Genomic DNA, 15,957 nt, shown 5'->3' on the forward strand with positions numbered 1-15,957 from the left:
TTGGCGCACGGTAGTGGCGAACCGCCGCATACGCAGCGCCGGTTGGGCAGGAACCCAACCGGCGCTTCCGTACGCTGTTCCGGCGCACAGGACGCCGAAGTCTCACAACGTCACGAGGTGTGCGGGCAGTTGCCCCGGTACTCCGCGATCGTCAGGCTCGCACTCGGCAGCGGGCAGAGGAACTGCTCGTACCGGGTGTCGTTGTCGATGAAGCGCTTGAGCCAGGAGATGCTGTACTTCGCGATCGTGGTGTTGGACGTGTTCGGCGTGAAGTGCGAGGCGCCGCGCAGCTCCAGATACGCCTTGTCCAGCGAACTCGGAAGGCTCTGGTAGAAGGGCTCGGAGTGCGAGGCGACCGACGCGACGGTGTCGCCGTCGGCGCCCACGACGAGCGTCGGGGTCTTGATCTCGGGCCAGGTCTTGTCGAGGTTCCAGCCGGTCAGGGGGATGGCTGCCTGGAGCGAGGGCCGGCTCTTCGCGGCTTCCAGGGTGCCGCCGCCGCCCATGGAGTGGCCCATGACGCCGAGCCGGCTCGTGTCGATGCGGCCGCGCACCGAGCTCGCTTGCGTCAAGTAGTCCAGCGCGGACAGGAGTTGGCGGCCCCGGCTGTCCGGCTGGTCGAGCGTGGTGTTGGTGTCGATGGTGAAGACGACGAAGCCCTGCGAGGCGAGGCGCGGGCCGAGCCAGGAGATGGACGACTGGTACGCCGTGTAGCCCGGCGAGATCGCGACGGCGCCGAACGTGCCGTCCGATGTCGACGTCGGGTAGTAGATGGTGCCGCCGCCGAAGCCGCTCACGCTCAGCGAGGAGACGTTGGTCTGCGAGACGGCGTAGGAGCCGCGCGAGGCCTCGATGCTGGAGACGGTGGGGGCAGGGCCGCGCTCGTAGGGGTTCTCGGCCGCCTCGGCGGTCATGGCCTGCTGGGTGGCGAGGCCGCCGAGGGCCAGGAGGGTGGCAAGTCCCGTACGGATCAGGCGGGTTCGGAACCTGCTCGCGGCTCGCCCTGCGTGCACGGGGGGCGCCGCACTTCTGTGCTGCTGCACGATGACGTTCCTCTCGGGAGGGCGGAGCCCGTCCCGAGGGCGCCGCCGTGGTCACTGACAGCGACCACGGTGGCGCCGGTTCCGCCTCGCCCGCATCGGCGAAATCACCGGTCTCGCGGGAAAGTCAGCGGACGGGGTGCCCCGCGTCGCGCAGCGTGCCCTTGACCTCGCCGATCCGCAGATCACCGAAGTGGAAGACGGAGGCGGCGAGCACGGCGTCGGCGCCCGCGGCGACGGCCGGCGCGAAGTGCTCCAGCCTGCCCGCGCCGCCCGACGCGATCACCGGCACGGACACGTGCTTGCGGACGGCCTCGATCATCTCGATGTCGTAGCCGTCCTTGGTGCCGTCGGCGTCCATCGAGTTGAGCAGGATCTCGCCCGCGCCCAGCTCGGCGGCCTGGTGCGCCCATTCGACGGCGTCGATGCCGGCGGACTTGCGGCCGCCGTGCGTCGTCACCTCGAAGGAGCCCTCAGGAGTACGGCGCGCGTCCACGGACAGGACCAGCACCTGGCGGCCGAAGCGCTCGGCGATCTCCCGGATGAGGTCCGGGCGGGCGATGGCGGCCGTGTTGACGCCGACCTTGTCCGCGCCGGCGCGCAGCAGCTTGTCCACGTCGTCGGCGGTGCGCACGCCGCCGCCGACGGTGAGCGGGATGAAGACCTGCTCGGCGGTGCGGCGCACCACGTCGTACGTGGTCTCGCGGTTGCCGGAGGACGCGGTGATGTCCAGGAAGGTCAGCTCGTCGGCGCCCTCGGCGTCGTAGACCTTCGCCATCTCGACGGGGTCGCCCGCGTCGCGCAGGTTCTGGAAGTTGACGCCCTTGACGACGCGGCCGTTGTCCACGTCGAGGCAGGGGATGACTCGGACGGCGAGCGTCACTGGGTGGCTCCTCGGAAGGCTTCGAGTTCTACTTCGACCAGGATGCGCGGGTCGACGAAGCCCGAGACGACCACGAGGGTCGTCGCGGGGCGCACCGTGGCGAATACGTCGTTGTGGGCGCGGCCGACCTCGTCGGCGTCCCGCGCGTGGGTCAGATACATCCGGGTGCGGATCACGGACTCGGGGCCGAGCCCGAACTCCGCGATCGCCTCCAGGGCGCCCGCGAAGGCGACGGTCGCCTGCTCGTACGGGTCGCCCTCCCCGTACAGGACGTCCTGGCGGAACGAGGCCGTCCCGCCCACGACGACCCGGTCGCCGGCCGCGACGGCGCGCGCGGACCCGAAGGACTCCTCCCAGGGAGTCCCGGATCGCACGCGCCGCACGCCGTCGTCGGAGGAGGTCATCGGGAGACGGCCGCCAGGGCCTCCTCCAGCGTGAACGCCTTGGCGTACAGCGCCTTGCCGACGATGGAGCCCTCGACGCCGAGCGGTACGAGCTCGGCGATGGCGCGCAGGTCGTCGAGGGAGGAGACGCCGCCGGAGGCGACGACCGGGCGGTCGGTGGCCGAGCAGACGTTGCGCAGCAGCTCCAGGTTCGGGCCCTGCAGCGTGCCGTCCTTGGCGATGTCCGTGACGACGTAGCGGGAGCAGCCCTCGGAGTTGAGGCGCTCGAGCGTCTCGTAGAGGTCGCCGCCGTCGCGGGTCCAGCCGCGGCCGCGCAGCGTCGTGCCGCGGACGTCCAGGCCGACCGCGATCTTGTCGCCGTGCTCGGCGATGATCTTGGCGACCCACTCGGGGTCCTCCAGGGCGGCGGTGCCGATGTTGACGCGGGTGGCGCCGGTGGCGAGCGCGGCGGCGAGCGAGTCGTCGTCGCGGATGCCGCCGGACAGCTCCACCTTGATGTCCATGGCCTTCGCGACCTCGGAGATCAGGTCGCGGTTGTCGCCGGTGCCGAACGCGGCGTCCAGGTCGACCAGGTGCAGCCACTCGGCGCCGGAGCGCTGCCAGGCGAGGGCGGCCTCCAGCGGGGAGCCGTAGGAGGTCTCGCTGCCGGACTCGCCGTGCACGAGGCGGACGGCCTGTCCGTCGCGGACGTCGACGGCGGGGAGCAGTTCGAGCTTGTTGGTCGAGGAGCTCGGGGAAACAGTCACAGTACGGAGATCCAGTTCTTCAGCAGCTGCGCTCCGGCGTCGCCGGACTTCTCGGGGTGGAACTGCGTCGCCCACAGCGCGCCGTTCTCGACGGCGGCGACGAACGGGCCGCCGTGCGTGGACCAGGTGACCTTGGGCGCACGCATGGTCGGGTTGCGGACTTCGAGCTCCCAGTTCTGCACGGCGTAGGAGTGCACGAAGTAGTAGCGCTCGTCGGTGTTCACGCCCGCGAACAGCTGGGAGTCCTGCGGGGCGTCCACGGTGTTCCAGCCCATGTGCGGGACGACGTCGGCCTTCAGCGGCTCGACGACGCCGGGCCACTCGTCGAGGCCCTCGGCCTCCACGCCGTGCTCGATGCCGCGCGCGAACAGGATCTGCATGCCGACGCAGATGCCCATCACGGGGCGACCGCCGGACAGCCGGCGGCCGACGATCCAGTCGCCGCGCGCCTCCTTCAGACCGTTCATGCAGGCGGCGAACGCGCCGACGCCGGGCACGAGCAGCCCGTCCGCGTTCATGGCCCGGTCGAAGTCGCGGGTGATCTCGACGTCGGCGCCCGCGCGGGCGAGGGCGCGCTCGGCGGAGCGCACGTTGCCGAAGCCGTAGTCGAAGACGACGACGCTCTTGGTCTTGTCGGCCGACATCAGTAGAGCCACTCCAACCGCAGGATTCCGGCGACGAGGCACATCGCGGAACCGATTCCCATCAGCACCACGACGCTCTTGGGCAGTTGCTGCTTGTAGAAGGACCAGGCGCCGCCGGCGAGGAAGAGGCCGACGAAGATCAGAACTGCCGACAGGCCACTCACAGCGCGCCCTTCGTGGACGGGAGGATGCCGGCGGCGGCCGCGCGCGGGTCGATCTCGCTCGCGTAGCGCAGGGCCCGGGCGAGGGCCTTGAACTGGCACTCCACGATGTGGTGCGCGTTGCGCCCGTACGGGACGTGGACGTGCAGCGCGATCTGGGCCTGCGCGACGAAGGACTCCAGGATGTGCCGGGTCATCGTCGTGTCGTACTCGCCGATCATCGGCGCCATCTTCTCGGGCTCGGTGTGCACGAGGTACGGGCGTCCCGACAGGTCGACGGTCACCTGGGCGAGCGACTCGTCCAGCGGCACAGTGCAGTTGCCGAAGCGGTAGATGCCGACCTTGTCGCCGAGCGCCTGCTTGAAGGCGGCGCCGAGGGCAAGGGCGGTGTCCTCGATGGTGTGGTGCGAGTCGATGTGCAGGTCGCCCTCGGTCTTCACCGTGAGGTCGAACAGGCCGTGCTTGCCGAGCTGGTCGAGCATGTGGTCGTAGAAGCCGACCCCGGTCGCGACATCGACCTTTCCGGTGCCGTCGAGGTCGATCTCGACGAGGACCGAGGTCTCCTTGGTCGTACGTTCAACACGTCCTGTGCGGCTCATGCGCCACCCTCTTGATTGTTCATTTGGGCCTTCTTGACTTCCCGGGCCGCGTCCAGGAACGCGTCGTTCTCTTCGGGGGTTCCTACGGTGACGCGCAGGCGTCCGGGGACTCCGTTGTCGCGGATCAGGACGCCGCGGTCGAGGATGAACTGCCAGACGGCATGCGGGTCTTCGAAGACGCCGAACTGGATGAAGTTGGCGTCGGCGACGGTGACCTCGAAGCCGAACCCCTCCAACTCCCCGACCACACGGTCGCGTTCGGCCTTCAGCTGCTCCACGTACTGGAGCAGCGTGTCGGTGTACTCCAGGGCGGCGAGCGCCGTCGCCTGGTTCACGGCCGACAAGTGGTAGGGAAGCCGCACCAGTTGGACGGCGTCGACCACGGCCGGGTCGGCGGCGAGGTAGCCGAGCCGCAGCCCGGCCGCGCCGAAGGCCTTGGACATCGTCCGCGAGATGACGAGGTTCGGGCGGCCCTCGATCAGCGAGAGCAGCGACGAGCCGTGGCTGAACTCGGTGTACGCCTCGTCGACGATCACCATCGCGTCCCGCCCCGCGGCCTCGTACAGCGCGAGGACGTCCTCGGCCGCGACCGCGTTGCCGGTGGGGTTGTTGGGGCTGGTGATGAAGACGACGTGCGGCCGGTGCGTCCGGATCGCCTCGACGGCGGCCGGCACGTCGAGCGAGAAGTCCTCGCGGCGCGGGGCGCTCACCCAGCCGGTGTTGGTGCCGCGGGCGAGCAGCGGGTGCATCGAGTACGAGGGCTCGAAGCCGAGCGCCAGACGGCCGGGGCCGCCGAAGGCCTGGAGGAGCTGCTGGAGCACCTCGTTCGACCCGTTGGCCGCCCACACCTGCTCGTACGTGACCGCGTGGCCGGTCGTGCGGGTGAGGTACGTGGCCAGCTCGGTGCGCAGCTCGATCGCGTCCCGGTCGGGGTAGCGGTTGAGCTCGCGGGCGGCGTCGGCGACGCGCTCGGCGATCCGCTGGACCAGCGGCTCGGGCAGCGGGTACGGGTTCTCGTTCGTGTTCAGCCGGACGGCGACGTCCAACTGCGGTGCGCCGTAAGGGGACTTGCCGCGCAGTTCCTCGCGTACGGGAAGGTCGTCGATCCTGGTCACTTGCTCTCGGACTCCTTCGGAACCTTCCACCCGAAACGGGCCTTGATCGCCGCGCCGTGCGCGGGCAGGTCCTCTGCGTCGGCCAGCGTCACCACGGTGGCCGCGACCTCGGCGAGGGCGTCCTTCGTGTAGTCGACGATGTGGATGCCGCGCAGGAAGGACTGGACGGACAGACCGGACGAGTGGCAGGCGCAGCCGCCCGTCGGCAGCACGTGGTTGGACCCCGCGGCGTAGTCGCCGAGGGAGACCGGCGCCCACGGGCCGACGAAGATCGCGCCCGCGTTCCGCACCCGCTGGGCCACCGCGGAGGCGTCGGCGGTCTGGATCTCCAGGTGCTCGGCCCCGTACGCGTCGACGACCTTGAGGCCGTCGTCGAGCGAGTCGACGAGGACGACCGCGGACTGCTGCCCCTTGAGGGCGGGCACGATCCGGTCCTCGATGTGCTTGGTGGCGGCGACCTGGGGTTCGAGTTCCTTCTCGACGGCCTCGGCGAGTTCGGGAGAGTCCGTGACGAGGACGGCCGCGGCCAGCGGGTCGTGCTCGGCCTGGCTGATCAGGTCGGACGCGACGTGCACCGGGTCGGCGGTGGCGTCGGCGAGGACCGCGATCTCGGTCGGGCCCGCCTCGGCGTCGATGCCGATACGGCCCGTGAAGTAGCGCTTGGCGGCGGCCACCCAGATGTTGCCGGGGCCGGTCACCATGTTCGCCGGGGCGCAGGACTCGGTGCCGTACGCGTACATGGCGACGGCCTGGGCGCCGCCGACCGCGTACACCTCGTCGACGCCGAGCAGCGCGCACGCGGCCAGGATCGTCGGGTGCGGCAGGCCGCCGAACTCCTTCTGCGGCGGGGACGCGAGCGCGACGGACTCGACGCCCGCCTCCTGCGCCGGCACGGCGTTCATGATCACGGACGACGGGTAGACGGACCGGCCGCCCGGCGCGTACAGGCCGACGCGCTCGACCGGCACCCACTTCTCGGTGACGGAGCCGCCGGGTACGACCTGCGTCGTGTGGCTGCCGCGGCGCTGCTCGCGGTGGACGATGCGGGCCCGGCGGATCGACTCCTCCAGGGCGGCGCGCACGGCGGGGTCGAGATCGGCGAGCGCCTTGGCGATGGCCTCGGCCGGAACCCGGACGGATTCCAGCGTCACTCCGTCGAATTTCTCCCCGTACTCGATCAGCGCCGCGTCGCCACGATGATGCACGTCCTCGCAGATCGGACGCACCTTCTCCAGGGCGGCCGAGACGTCGAAGTCGGCTCGGGGCAGCAGCGAGCGCAGGGCCTGGCCCTCGGGGAGGGCGGCGCCGCGCAGATCGATTCGAGAGATCACAGAACAATTCTCTCAGATGCGGGTTTACGCTCGGCGCCCCGTATCAGTGGCTGATATCGCGGCAGGCGAGCTGACCACCGGCGTTCAGACGGTCACACAGCGGGCATGAACGGTTGTACGAACCAGGGGTCGCACGGGGGAGGCAGAACAGTCGTGGTCGAGGGGACGACCGGCAACGGCAACGGGGACGTGCCGGACGGGCTGACCGCCACCGAGGTGGGAATGTGGCAGGCGTTCCGCAACGGAAGCGTCTACGACCTGCGGACCGGGGACGCCGAGCGGGACGATCCGCACGGCGGCCACCCCTGGGGCCCGGCGCGCAGCGTGCGGGCGCGCATCGCGGCGTGGCTGCTGCTCGACGGGCCGCCCGCCCTCGACGGCCGGGTCTCCTCGCTCAAGCTCCAGGGCGTGCAGATCACCGACGTGTTCGACCTCGCGGGCGGCAACGTCGTCCCGTACCTGGAGATGAAGGGCTGCCGCTTCGAGAAGGAGGTGCTCCTCCCCGAGGCGCACTTCACGACGGTGCGGCTCATCGACTGCTCGGTGCCCCGCCTCGAGGGCGCCCGGGTCCACACGGAGGGCGATCTGCACCTCGCCCGCTGCCGCTTCCACAACGGGGTCCGGCTCACGGACGCGCACATCGGCACGGACCTGCTGCTCAACCAGGCCGTCGTGTTCCGTGACCGGCGCGGAAAGTCGATCATGGCGGACGGGCTCACGATCGGCCAGGACCTCCAGGCCGAGCAACTGGAGACGCACGGCGAGCTGAGCCTGCGCGGCGCGACGGTCGGCGTCTCCCTGTCGCTGCGGGGCAGCCGGCTGCGGAACACGCAGGGGCGGCGGGCCCTGAACGCGCCGCAGATGTCGGTCGAGCGGACGCTGTACCTCGGCCCCGCCGCGCTCGGCGGCCCGTTCCAGAACGGCGGCGGGACGCCCGCGCGCGGCACCCGCGTGCAGCACTTCGAGTGCGTGGGCGGGATGCGGCTCGACGACGGCCGGTTCGGGGACGCGGTCGACCTGGACTCGGCGCGCTTCACGATGGAGAACGAGCAGGAGGTCTCGATGCGCCGCATCCAGACCCCGGAGCTGCGCTTCCTGTGCGAGAAGCCGGAGCGCGGGCGGATCGTGCTCTCCGGCGCGCGGGCCACCAACCTCGTCGACCGGTCGACGAGCTGGCCGGGCCCGGGGCAGCTCCGCCTCGGCGGCTTCCAGTACGAGAACCTCATCCCCACCGGCTCCTTCCCGCTCGCCCGCCGCCTCGACTGGCTCGCCGCCGCGACCCCCGAGTACAGCCCGGAGCCGTACGAGCAGCTGGCCACGGTGCTGCGCAACAGCGGCGAGGACTCCGACGCGCGCGAGGTCCTCCTCGCCAAGCAGCGCAGGCGCCGCGAGACGCTGCCGATCGCGGCGAAGGTCTGGGGCTACATCCAGGACTGGACGGTGGCGTACGGGTACCGGCCCGGGCGGGCCGCGCTGTGGATGGTGATCCTCTGGGCGCTCAGCGCGGCCTCCTTCTCCCAGGCCCCGCACCCCCGCATCAAGCCCGGCGAGGGCCCGGTCTGGGACCCGGCCCTCTTCACCCTCGACCTCCTCCTCCCCGTCATCGACCTCGGCCAGGCCGCCAGCTGGCAACTCAGCGGCCCCTGGCTGTGGGCCTCGGCGATCCTGATCCTCCTGGGCTGGATCCTGGCGACGACGGTGGCGGCGGGCGCAACGAGGCTGCTCCGCAGGAGCTAGGGGGGTGACCGGGCGGCGCCGCGGAGGCCTCGCGGGGTCCGGTCCGGCGGAATCCCGCCCGTTGCCCCTCACCAGGGCCGGGACCAACGGGGCCCGGCCATCGCCCCCTACGGGCACGCGACCGGGCCGACGGCCCCTCTCACCCATCGCTCCCTGCCGGGGCCAGGTCATCCCCCCACCCGCCCGCCCCCTCCGGGGGCTTCGGCCCCACGGGGAGTCGGCTCGCGCCGACGGGGCCCGTCCCGGCAGTCCTCCCGCCCGGGGACCAGTACGGCCCAGGGCGCCGAGGGCCGACGCGCCGCGCTTCACCGCATCGGACCGCCGGGGCCCGGCAGTCGCCCCGCCCCGGGTGCCGTCGTCGTTGCACGTGGCCGACGTGGTCAAGGTCCGGTCACGGGGGCCGAAGCCCCCGGAGGGGGCGGGTGGGTGGGAGGTGGCCGGGCAACGGCGCGACCGGGCCCCGTACCGAGGAACCGGCGCCGCAGGGTCACCCCGACCCCGCACACCCAGCACCGCAGACGCCACACACGACCCCGCACGCCTGCGCCGCAAACCCCAACCCCGGCCCCGCACACCCAGTACCGCAGGCGCCGACCCCAGCCCAGCAGGCCCGCCCCGCAACCGCCACCCCCGGCCCCCCTCTCCCCCACCGCGAACGTCGCCCCGGCCCCACCCGTCCCGCGCCCGCGCCCGCGCCCGCGCCCGCGCCGCCGTATCCCCGCCCCAGCCCCCCGGCAAAAATCCGTCGGCGGGGGCAACCATCCGCCCACCCCAGCCGTCATCCCAGCGCAACCACGTCCCCGCGCGCAGAAGGAGGCCGCCCCGTGCCATTTCTGCGCGCCCTCGTCCGCACGACCCGCATGCTCCGGCACACCGCCGGCCTCGGCATCGGCCTCCCGCCGGACGAGGAACTGCTGCTCGACGCCCCGGACGACCGCCTCGCCCCCGCCCTCGTGGCCGCGGGCCGCGGCGACCACATCCCCGCCGCGAAGGCCCTCGCCCAGACCCGCGACGCCGCCGAGTGGGAGAACCGGGACCGCGGCGTGCAGCGCCTCGCCTCGTTCGCCGCCGCCCGCCCCGAATGGTTCGAGGCCTGGCAGAAGGCCTCGCCGCACGACCCCGACCTGCTCCTCGTCAAGGCCGAACTCGCCGTCACCCGCGCCCTCGCCGCGCCCGCCCACGCCGAGCTCCTGCGCGAGGTCACCCCGCTGATCCTGGCCGCCGCCGAGTCCGACCCCCGCGACCCGGTCCCCTGGCGCATCGCCCTCGACCACGCCCGCGGCACCAACGCCCCGCACACCGAGTTCGAGCAGCTGTGGGCCCGCGCGGTGCGCCGCTCCCCGCACCACTACGGCTGCCACGTCGCGGCCCTGCGCTATCTGTCGGCCGCCTGGTACGGCTCGCACCGCGAGTGCTTCGACTTCGCCGAACGCGCCGCGCAGGACGCCCTGCCCGGCTCGCTGCTGCAGGCGCTCCCGGCCCGCGCGGCCCTCGCGTACCTGACGTCCGGCGCCCCGAAGACCGGCATCCCGCGCACCCGCCTGGACGCCGCGGCCGACCTCGCCGTGGAGCTGTCCCGCAGTTACGAGCCGGCGGACCCGTGGCCCGCCGAGGTGCGCAACCTGCTGACCTGCGTACTGGTCGAACTCGAACGCTGGGACGACGCCCTGGAGCAGCTGCGGCTCATCGGCCCGTACGCGACGACGTTCCCCTGGGACCGGCTCACGGACGACCCGCTGGGCCATTTCATGGAGCTGCGCGGACAGGTCCGTCTGGAGGTCGCGGCGACGATGCCGCTGCGCGGCGGACCGGCCCGGTCCGACGACCATTACGCTTGACCGACGTGACCACCGTCCGACTTCCGCTGTTCCCGCTCAACTCGGTGCTGTTCCCGGGACTCGTGCTCCCGCTGAACGTGTTCGAGGAGCGCTATCGCGCCATGATGCGCGATCTGTTGAAGGCGTCGCCCGACGATCCGTCGGAGCCCGACACCGAACCGTCCACCTCGGAGGAGCCCCGCCAGTTCGTGGTCGTCGCGATCCGCGACGGCCACGAGGTCGCGCCCAGTGCGCCCGGAATGCCCGACGAGGTGACGACCAAGGAGGCGGGCGCGGGACCGGCCGCGGGCTTCGGCGACGCCCCGATCGCCTCCTTCCACGCCGTCGGCTGCATCGCGGACGCCGCGACGATCAGGGAGCGCGCGGACGGCAGCTTCGAGGTGCTCGCCACGGGCACGCGCCGGGTGAAGCTGCACTCGGTCGACGCCTCGGGCCCGTATCTGACGGCCGAGGTGGAGGAGCTGGACGAGGAGGACGGCGAGGAGGCGGGCGCCCTCGCGGAGGGCGTGCTGCGCGCGTTCCGCTCGTACCAGAAGCGGCTCGCGGGCGCCCGTGAGCGCTCGCTGACGACGGGCGCGGAGCTGCCGGACGAGCCGTCGGTGGTGTCGTACCTGGTCGCGGCGGCCGCGGTCCTCGACGTACCGACGAAGCAGCAGCTGTTGCAGGCCGAGGACGTGGCGTCGCGGCTGCGCGAGGAGCTGACGCTGCTGCGCGCGGAGACGGCGATCATCCGCCATCTGCCCTCGCTGCCCGCGACGGAACTCACCCGCCAGTCGACCAGCCTCAACTGACGTCACTCAACTCACTTAGGGAAGCGGCACGTTGGCGAAGAAGGCCAAGAAGCAGCAGAGCCAGTCCGGCGGCACCCCCGCCACCGTCGCCCTCACCACCGCGGGCACCGTCTTCACGGTCCACTCCTACGAGCACGACCCCGCGCACGCCTCGTACGGCGAGGAGGCCGCGGAGGCGATGGGCGTGTCCCCTGACCGGGTGTTCAAGACGCTCGTCGCGGACGTGGACGGCGCGCTCGTCGTCGGCGTCGTGCCGGTGGCGGGCCAGCTCGACCTGAAGGCGCTCGCGGCGGCGGTCGGCGGCAAGCGCGCCACCATGGCCGACCCGGCGCTCGCGGAGCGCACGACCGGGTACGTGCGGGGCGGCATCTCGCCGCTCGGGCAGCGCAAGAAGCTGCGTACGGTCATCGACTCCTCCGCCGGGAAGCACGACACGATCTGTGTCTCGGCGGGGCGCCGCGGCCTCGAGGTCGAACTGGCGCCCGGGGACCTCGCGGCGCTCACGGACGCGGTCCTCGCGCCCGTCGGGCGTGCGTGACCCCTCGACGTGCCCCGCCGCTTCGGCTAAGTACCGAGGACATGTCGAAGAAGACACGCAAGCGCAAGTGGCGGATCAAGAAGGGCAAGGCCAACCACGGGCGACGGCCCGCGTAAGGCACGCCTGAACGCCCTCTTGAGGATCAGCGCGCGCTCAGCCGGCCGCGGATGTCGTCGAAGTGCGAATGCACCGCGGCCTCCGCGGCCTCCGCGTCCCCGGCCCGCACCGCGTCGACGATCCGGCCGTGCATCCGGGCCAGCTCCGCGCCGTCCGCGTTCTCGGGAGCCCGCCCGATGTCCTGCGCCCGCGACTGGTGAAAGGCGCTCCAGAACGCGTCCAGCAACTCGCTGAGCAGCCGGTTCGCCAGCGGCCCGTACAGCGCGAGATGGAACTCCCGGTCGGTCGCGGCGTCGATCGCCCCGCCCTCGGCGACCTCCTCGTGCATCCGCCGTACGAGCCCGTCGAGCACGCCGAGCTCCGGCTCGCCGAGCCGCCCGACGAGGCTGCTCATCAGGCCCGCCTCCAGCGCCTCCCGCATCTGCAGCAGTTCGAGCAGGCTGTCCTCGCCCCTGCGGTGCCCGACGACGGTGCGGAACGCGAGCCCGTCGATCAGCGGTTCGAGCGACATCGACCCGACGTACGTCCCGAATCCGCGCCGGATCTCGACGATGTGCTTGGCCTGCAGCGACTTCAGAGCCTCGCGCAGCGAGTTGCGGCTGACCGCGAACCGCTCCATCAGCTCGGTCTCGGTCGGCAGCGGGTCGCCGGGTCCGAGGCCGCCCTCGACGATGAATTCCTTGATCTTCTGCTGCGCGTCGTCCGCGACCAGCGCTCGCATTCAGGCCCCTCCTGTGGTCTTGACCGTGCTCGTTCCCATGATCCGCCGGATTCTTCGAACCCTTGACAGTCTGCTCGACGGTGGAGCACTGTCACCTCCAGGACGTAGGACATCCTACGTCCCATCTCCGTACACCGTCAGTTAACCCTGGAGACCACCGCCATGACTCTCCGAGCCCCGCTCCCCGCCCCGTTCCGGGGCGTCGTACCGCCGCTGGTCACCCCGCTCACCGCCGAGGGGGAGGTGGATGTCGCCTCCGTGAGCCGGCTCGCCGAGCACCTCATCGGCGCCGGGGTGCACGGCCTCTTCCTGCTGGGCTCCAGCGGCGAGACCGCCTACCTCACGGACGCCCAGCGCCGCACCGCCCTGGAGGCCGCCGTCGACGCGGCGGCGGGCCGGGTCCCAGTCCTCGCCGGCGTCATCGAGACGACCACGGCCCGGGTCCTGGAGCGGGCGCACGACGCGGTGAAGGCGGGCGCCGACGCGCTCGTGGCGACCGCGCCGTTCTACACCCGCACCCACCCGGCCGAGATCGCGGACCACTTCCGCCGGATCCGCGCCGGCGCGGACCTGCCCCTGTTCGCGTACGACATCCCGGTCGCGGTGCACAGCAAGCTCGGCCGCGGCACGATCCTCGAACTGGCCGCCGACGGCACCCTCGCGGGCCTCAAGGACTCCAGCGGCGACGAGGGCTCCCTGCGCCGGCTGCTCGCCCCGCTGCGCGCCGCGGCCCCCGCGTTCTCGGTGTTCACGGGCGCCGAGCTGACCGTGGACGGGGCACTCCTCGCGGGCGTCGACGGCGTCGTCCCCGGCCTCGGCAACGTCGACGCGCACGGCTACGTCCGGCTCTACGAGGCCGCGCGCGCCGGCGACTGGGACGCGGCCCGCGCCGAGCAGGACCGCCTCGCCGCGCTCTTCGCGATCACGGACGCCGGCGACCCGGCCGTCATGGGCGGCTCCTCCTCGGCGCTCGGCGCCTTCAAGGCGGCCGTCCACCTCCGGGGGGTCATCGACTGCCCCGCGACGGCCGCGCCGCAGATCCCGCTCGGCGAGGACGGGTTCGCGTACGTCCGCCGCCACCTGGTCGAAGCGGGTCTGCTGTGACGACGGCCGTGCGGGAGCCCTGGTACCGGGACATCGGCCCCGCCCGCTGGAAGTCCTTCTTCGCCGCCTGGATCGGCTACTTCCTCGACGGCTTCGACTTCGTCCTGATCACCCTCGTACTGACCGAGATCGGTGACGACTTCGGGCTCTCCGGGGTCGAGCAGGCGAGCCTGGTCTCCGGCGCGTTCATCACGCGCTGGCTGGGCGGCGCGGTCCTCGGCGCGCTCGGCGACCGGTTCGGCCGCAAGGCGGCGATGGTCGTCTCGATCGTGCTCTACTCCTTCGGCACCTTCGCCTGCGGTTTCGCCTGGGACTACACGAGCCTGTTCACCGCGCGCCTGCTGATCGGCATGGGCATGGCCGGCGAGTACAGCGCGAGCGCCACGTACGTCCTGGAGAGCTGGCCGGCGAAGCTGCGCAACCGCGCGTCCGGCTTCCTGATCTCCGGCTTCTCGCTCGGCGGCGTCCTCGCGGCCGAGGTGTACGGGCTGGTGGTCCCGAACCACGGCTGGCGCTGGCTGTTCTACATCGGCCTGTTCCCCGTGGTGGTCGCGCTGTGGGTGCGGCGGGCGCTGCCGGAGGCGGAGGAGTGGCAGGAGCAGGTGGCGGACACGGGGCGGCGGCCCAACCCGTTCCGCCCGCTGTTCGCCACGCGCCGCCTCGCGACGGTCAACACGGTCCTCGCGGTGGTGGCGACGGGCGCCCTGTTCGCGGTGTTCACGCCGCTCGGCGTGGGTGCGGTACCGGCCCTGTCCGTGGTGGCGGCGGCCTGTCTGCTGGCCTTCACGGTCCAGCTGGGCGGCCGCAAGCGGTGGCTGCTGTACGTGGCGCTGACGGTGACCGTGTTCTGCGCGTTCCTGTACAGCTGGCCGGTGCAGGCGCTGCTGCCGACATACCTGAAGACCGAGCTGGGCTACTCCCCCTCCGAGGTCACCGACGCCCTGTTCTGGGCGGGCTTCGGCACGGCCGTCGGCTGCGTCGTGGCGGGCTTCATCGGCGACCGGTTCGGCACGCGGCGGGCGTACGCGGTGACGCTGCTCGTCGGCATCGCCTTCGTCTTCCCGGTGTTCGCGGTCCACGACAGCCCGGTGGGGCTCGGCATCCTGCTGTTCTGCATGCTCGCGTGCATGCAGGGCATCTCGGGCCTGCTCCCCAAGTACATCGCGGGCCACTTCCCGACCGAGACGCGCGCGGCGTCGCTCGGCTTCACGTACAACGTGGGGGCCCTCGGCGGCGCGGTCGCCCCGGTGCTCGGCGCGCGGCTCGCCTCGGGGATGTCGCTCGGCCAGTCCCTGGCGATCCTGACGTTCGCCCTCACGCTCGTGGTGATCGTCCTGATCGGCTTCGACGTCCCGAACCGGCTGAACCGCCTGGTGGACCGGGAGGGGCCGAGCGACTATCTGGCCGAGGAACCGACGGGCCGCACCCCGGCGCCTGCCGACGGCTCCGCCGCGCGGCACGGCTGAGGCGCCAGGGCTACGGGGCCGTGGGCGCGGCCTTGCCGTCGTGCCCCGGCCCGTACGGGGTCGCGAAGTACGGGTCCGGGTCGCGCGGCCCGAACAGGCCGGTGAGGCCAAGGTGCACGACCAGCGCCGCCAGCGGCCACGCCAGCAGCGCCCCCTTGGCGTTCAGCTCCAGGGGGGCGTCGAACACGACGCCCTTGCCGACCTCCTTGGCGTGCTCGGCGACGTTCTGCGTCGGGCCGAGCCAGATGCCGAAGCGCCAGGCGAGGACCCCGCCGAGCAGGCTGCCCAGGGCCAGGCCCACGACCAGCGGTACGCCGCCGCGCCTGCGCCACAGGAAGACGGCCGCCCCGGTGACGGCGCCGAACGCGAGCCCGAGCAGGGCGAACGTTCCGTCGATGCCGATGGCCTGCTCGCCCTCGGTGTCCTTGAGGTAGACCGCCGAGGCGTCCGAGACCAGCGGGACCCGCGGCGCGAGCCACATCCACAGCGCACCGAGCGCGAGCCCCAGCACCGCGACGCCGATCGTCACGACGGCGGCCTCGCGCAGTTCGGCCCGGAGCCCCGGACCGTCCTCCTCGTGCCCGTGCGGAGCGGCGGGCGCGGGCGGCAGATGTCCGGTCATGGGGTCGGGGGCCTGCCAGGGGTCGCTGTGCCCGTTGTTGTGCGGGGGCTGATGGGGTGGCGGTGTCAGCGGTGCGGTCACCCTGCCATCGTGCCAGGCG

General features: G+C 72.4%; 17 protein-coding genes. 6 read left to right on the plus strand and 11 right to left on the minus strand.

The features are described from left to right. Positions 1 to 110: 110 nt before the first annotated feature. The 9 genes from ACFV9W_RS33510 to hisD form a co-directional block, all read right to left on the minus strand. The gene (locus ACFV9W_RS33510) at positions 111 to 914 is read right to left on the minus strand and encodes an alpha/beta hydrolase family protein (RefSeq protein WP_385768848.1); all 804 of its coding nucleotides are present in this window, start codon (positions 912 to 914) and stop codon (positions 111 to 113) included. 253 nt (positions 915 to 1,167) lie between these two features. Beyond that, positions 1,168 to 1,923 carry an imidazole glycerol phosphate synthase subunit HisF gene (gene hisF / locus ACFV9W_RS33515; protein WP_385768782.1) on the minus strand — a complete coding sequence of 252 codons (756 nt, stop codon included), beginning with the start codon at positions 1,921 to 1,923 and terminating at the stop codon, positions 1,168 to 1,170. Next, entirely contained in the window at positions 1,920 to 2,327 is a 408-nt protein-coding gene (locus ACFV9W_RS33520; RefSeq protein ID WP_385768784.1) for a Rid family hydrolase, read from the minus strand. Before ACFV9W_RS33520 ends, hisF begins: the two co-directional genes overlap by 4 nt. Beyond that, on the minus strand, positions 2,324 to 3,073 hold the full coding sequence (gene priA, locus ACFV9W_RS33525; RefSeq protein ID WP_385768786.1) for a bifunctional 1-(5-phosphoribosyl)-5-((5-phosphoribosylamino)methylideneamino)imidazole-4-carboxamide isomerase/phosphoribosylanthranilate isomerase PriA: 750 nt from the start codon (positions 3,071 to 3,073) through the stop codon (positions 2,324 to 2,326). The genes ACFV9W_RS33520 and priA overlap by 4 nt, the downstream gene beginning before the upstream one ends. Beyond that, the gene (gene hisH, locus ACFV9W_RS33530) at positions 3,070 to 3,717 is read right to left on the minus strand and encodes an imidazole glycerol phosphate synthase subunit HisH (RefSeq protein WP_385768788.1); all 648 of its coding nucleotides are present in this window, start codon (positions 3,715 to 3,717) and stop codon (positions 3,070 to 3,072) included. The genes priA and hisH overlap by 4 nt, the downstream gene beginning before the upstream one ends. Next, a complete protein-coding gene (locus ACFV9W_RS33535) occupies positions 3,717 to 3,881 on the minus strand; it encodes a hypothetical protein (protein WP_385768790.1) in 165 nt (54 codons plus the stop codon). The genes hisH and ACFV9W_RS33535 overlap by 1 nt, the downstream gene beginning before the upstream one ends. Next, positions 3,878 to 4,477 (minus strand): imidazoleglycerol-phosphate dehydratase HisB, encoded by a 600-nt coding sequence (gene hisB / locus ACFV9W_RS33540; protein ID WP_385768792.1) that lies wholly within the window; start codon positions 4,475 to 4,477, stop codon positions 3,878 to 3,880. The genes ACFV9W_RS33535 and hisB overlap by 4 nt, the downstream gene beginning before the upstream one ends. Then, positions 4,474 to 5,592, minus strand: coding sequence for a histidinol-phosphate transaminase (locus ACFV9W_RS33545; protein ID WP_385768794.1), 1,119 nt, complete (start codon positions 5,590 to 5,592; stop codon positions 4,474 to 4,476). Before ACFV9W_RS33545 ends, hisB begins: the two co-directional genes overlap by 4 nt. Continuing rightward, positions 5,589 to 6,923 (minus strand): histidinol dehydrogenase, encoded by a 1,335-nt coding sequence (gene hisD / locus ACFV9W_RS33550; RefSeq protein WP_385768796.1) that lies wholly within the window; start codon positions 6,921 to 6,923, stop codon positions 5,589 to 5,591. The genes ACFV9W_RS33545 and hisD overlap by 4 nt, the downstream gene beginning before the upstream one ends. Before the next feature lie 153 nt (positions 6,924 to 7,076). On the opposite strand from hisD, the gene ACFV9W_RS33555 reads away from it, so the two are divergent. The 4 genes from ACFV9W_RS33555 (at position 7,077) to ybaK (ending at position 11,827) form a co-directional block, all read left to right on the plus strand. Then, positions 7,077 to 8,660, plus strand: a complete 1,584-nt coding sequence (locus ACFV9W_RS33555; RefSeq protein ID WP_385768798.1) for an oxidoreductase — start codon at positions 7,077 to 7,079, stop codon at positions 8,658 to 8,660. An 860-nt stretch (positions 8,661 to 9,520) separates the two neighbouring features. Beyond that, positions 9,521 to 10,498, plus strand: coding sequence for a hypothetical protein (locus ACFV9W_RS33560; protein WP_385768850.1), 978 nt, complete (start codon positions 9,521 to 9,523; stop codon positions 10,496 to 10,498). A 5-nt stretch (positions 10,499 to 10,503) separates the two neighbouring features. Then, a complete protein-coding gene (locus ACFV9W_RS33565; protein WP_385768800.1) occupies positions 10,504 to 11,289 on the plus strand; it encodes an LON peptidase substrate-binding domain-containing protein in 786 nt (261 codons plus the stop codon). 31 nt (positions 11,290 to 11,320) lie between these two features. Further along, entirely contained in the window at positions 11,321 to 11,827 is a 507-nt protein-coding gene (gene ybaK, locus ACFV9W_RS33570) for a Cys-tRNA(Pro) deacylase (protein ID WP_385768802.1), read from the plus strand. A 142-nt stretch (positions 11,828 to 11,969) separates the two neighbouring features. Here ybaK and ACFV9W_RS33575 read toward each other — a convergent pair whose 3' ends face one another. Further along, positions 11,970 to 12,665: a FadR/GntR family transcriptional regulator gene (locus ACFV9W_RS33575; RefSeq protein WP_385768804.1), complete on the minus strand. Its 696-nt coding sequence runs from the start codon at positions 12,663 to 12,665 to the stop codon at positions 11,970 to 11,972. A 162-nt stretch (positions 12,666 to 12,827) separates the two neighbouring features. Between ACFV9W_RS33575 and ACFV9W_RS33580 the strand changes: the two genes are divergently transcribed. Further along, on the plus strand, positions 12,828 to 13,769 hold the full coding sequence (locus ACFV9W_RS33580; protein ID WP_385768806.1) for a dihydrodipicolinate synthase family protein: 942 nt from the start codon (positions 12,828 to 12,830) through the stop codon (positions 13,767 to 13,769). Continuing rightward, positions 13,766 to 15,235 carry a sialate:H+ symport family MFS transporter gene (locus ACFV9W_RS33585; RefSeq protein WP_385768808.1) on the plus strand — a complete coding sequence of 490 codons (1,470 nt, stop codon included), beginning with the start codon at positions 13,766 to 13,768 and terminating at the stop codon, positions 15,233 to 15,235. Before ACFV9W_RS33580 ends, ACFV9W_RS33585 begins: the two co-directional genes overlap by 4 nt. A 10-nt stretch (positions 15,236 to 15,245) precedes the next feature. Here ACFV9W_RS33585 and ACFV9W_RS33590 read toward each other — a convergent pair whose 3' ends face one another. Then, complete coding sequence (locus ACFV9W_RS33590; RefSeq protein WP_385768810.1) at positions 15,246 to 15,938, minus strand: DUF2567 domain-containing protein; 693 nt, start codon at positions 15,936 to 15,938, stop codon at positions 15,246 to 15,248. Positions 15,939 to 15,957: the final 19 nt, after the last annotated feature.

It is taken from the genome of Streptomyces sp. NPDC059897 (assembly GCF_042730865.1).
Lineage (GTDB): Bacteria > Actinomycetota > Actinomycetes > Streptomycetales > Streptomycetaceae > Streptomyces.

Bases quoted from the DNA above. Each gene is read 5' to 3' on its own strand.
- ACFV9W_RS33510 (WP_385768848.1), bottom strand. From the start codon at position 914: ATGACCGCCGAGGCGGCCGAGAACCCCTACGAGCGCGGCCCTGCCCCC.
- ACFV9W_RS33520 (WP_385768784.1), bottom strand. From the start codon at position 2,327: ATGACCTCCTCCGACGACGGCGTGCGGCGCGTGCGATCCGGGACTCCC.
- hisH (WP_385768788.1), bottom strand. From the start codon at position 3,717: ATGTCGGCCGACAAGACCAAGAGCGTCGTCGTCTTCGACTACGGCTTC.
- hisB (WP_385768792.1), bottom strand. From the start codon at position 4,477: ATGAGCCGCACAGGACGTGTTGAACGTACGACCAAGGAGACCTCGGTC.
- ACFV9W_RS33560 (WP_385768850.1), top strand. From the start codon at position 9,521: ATGCTCCGGCACACCGCCGGCCTCGGCATCGGCCTCCCGCCGGACGAG.
- ACFV9W_RS33575 (WP_385768804.1), bottom strand. From the start codon at position 12,665: ATGCGAGCGCTGGTCGCGGACGACGCGCAGCAGAAGATCAAGGAATTC.
- ACFV9W_RS33580 (WP_385768806.1), top strand. From the start codon at position 12,828: ATGACTCTCCGAGCCCCGCTCCCCGCCCCGTTCCGGGGCGTCGTACCG.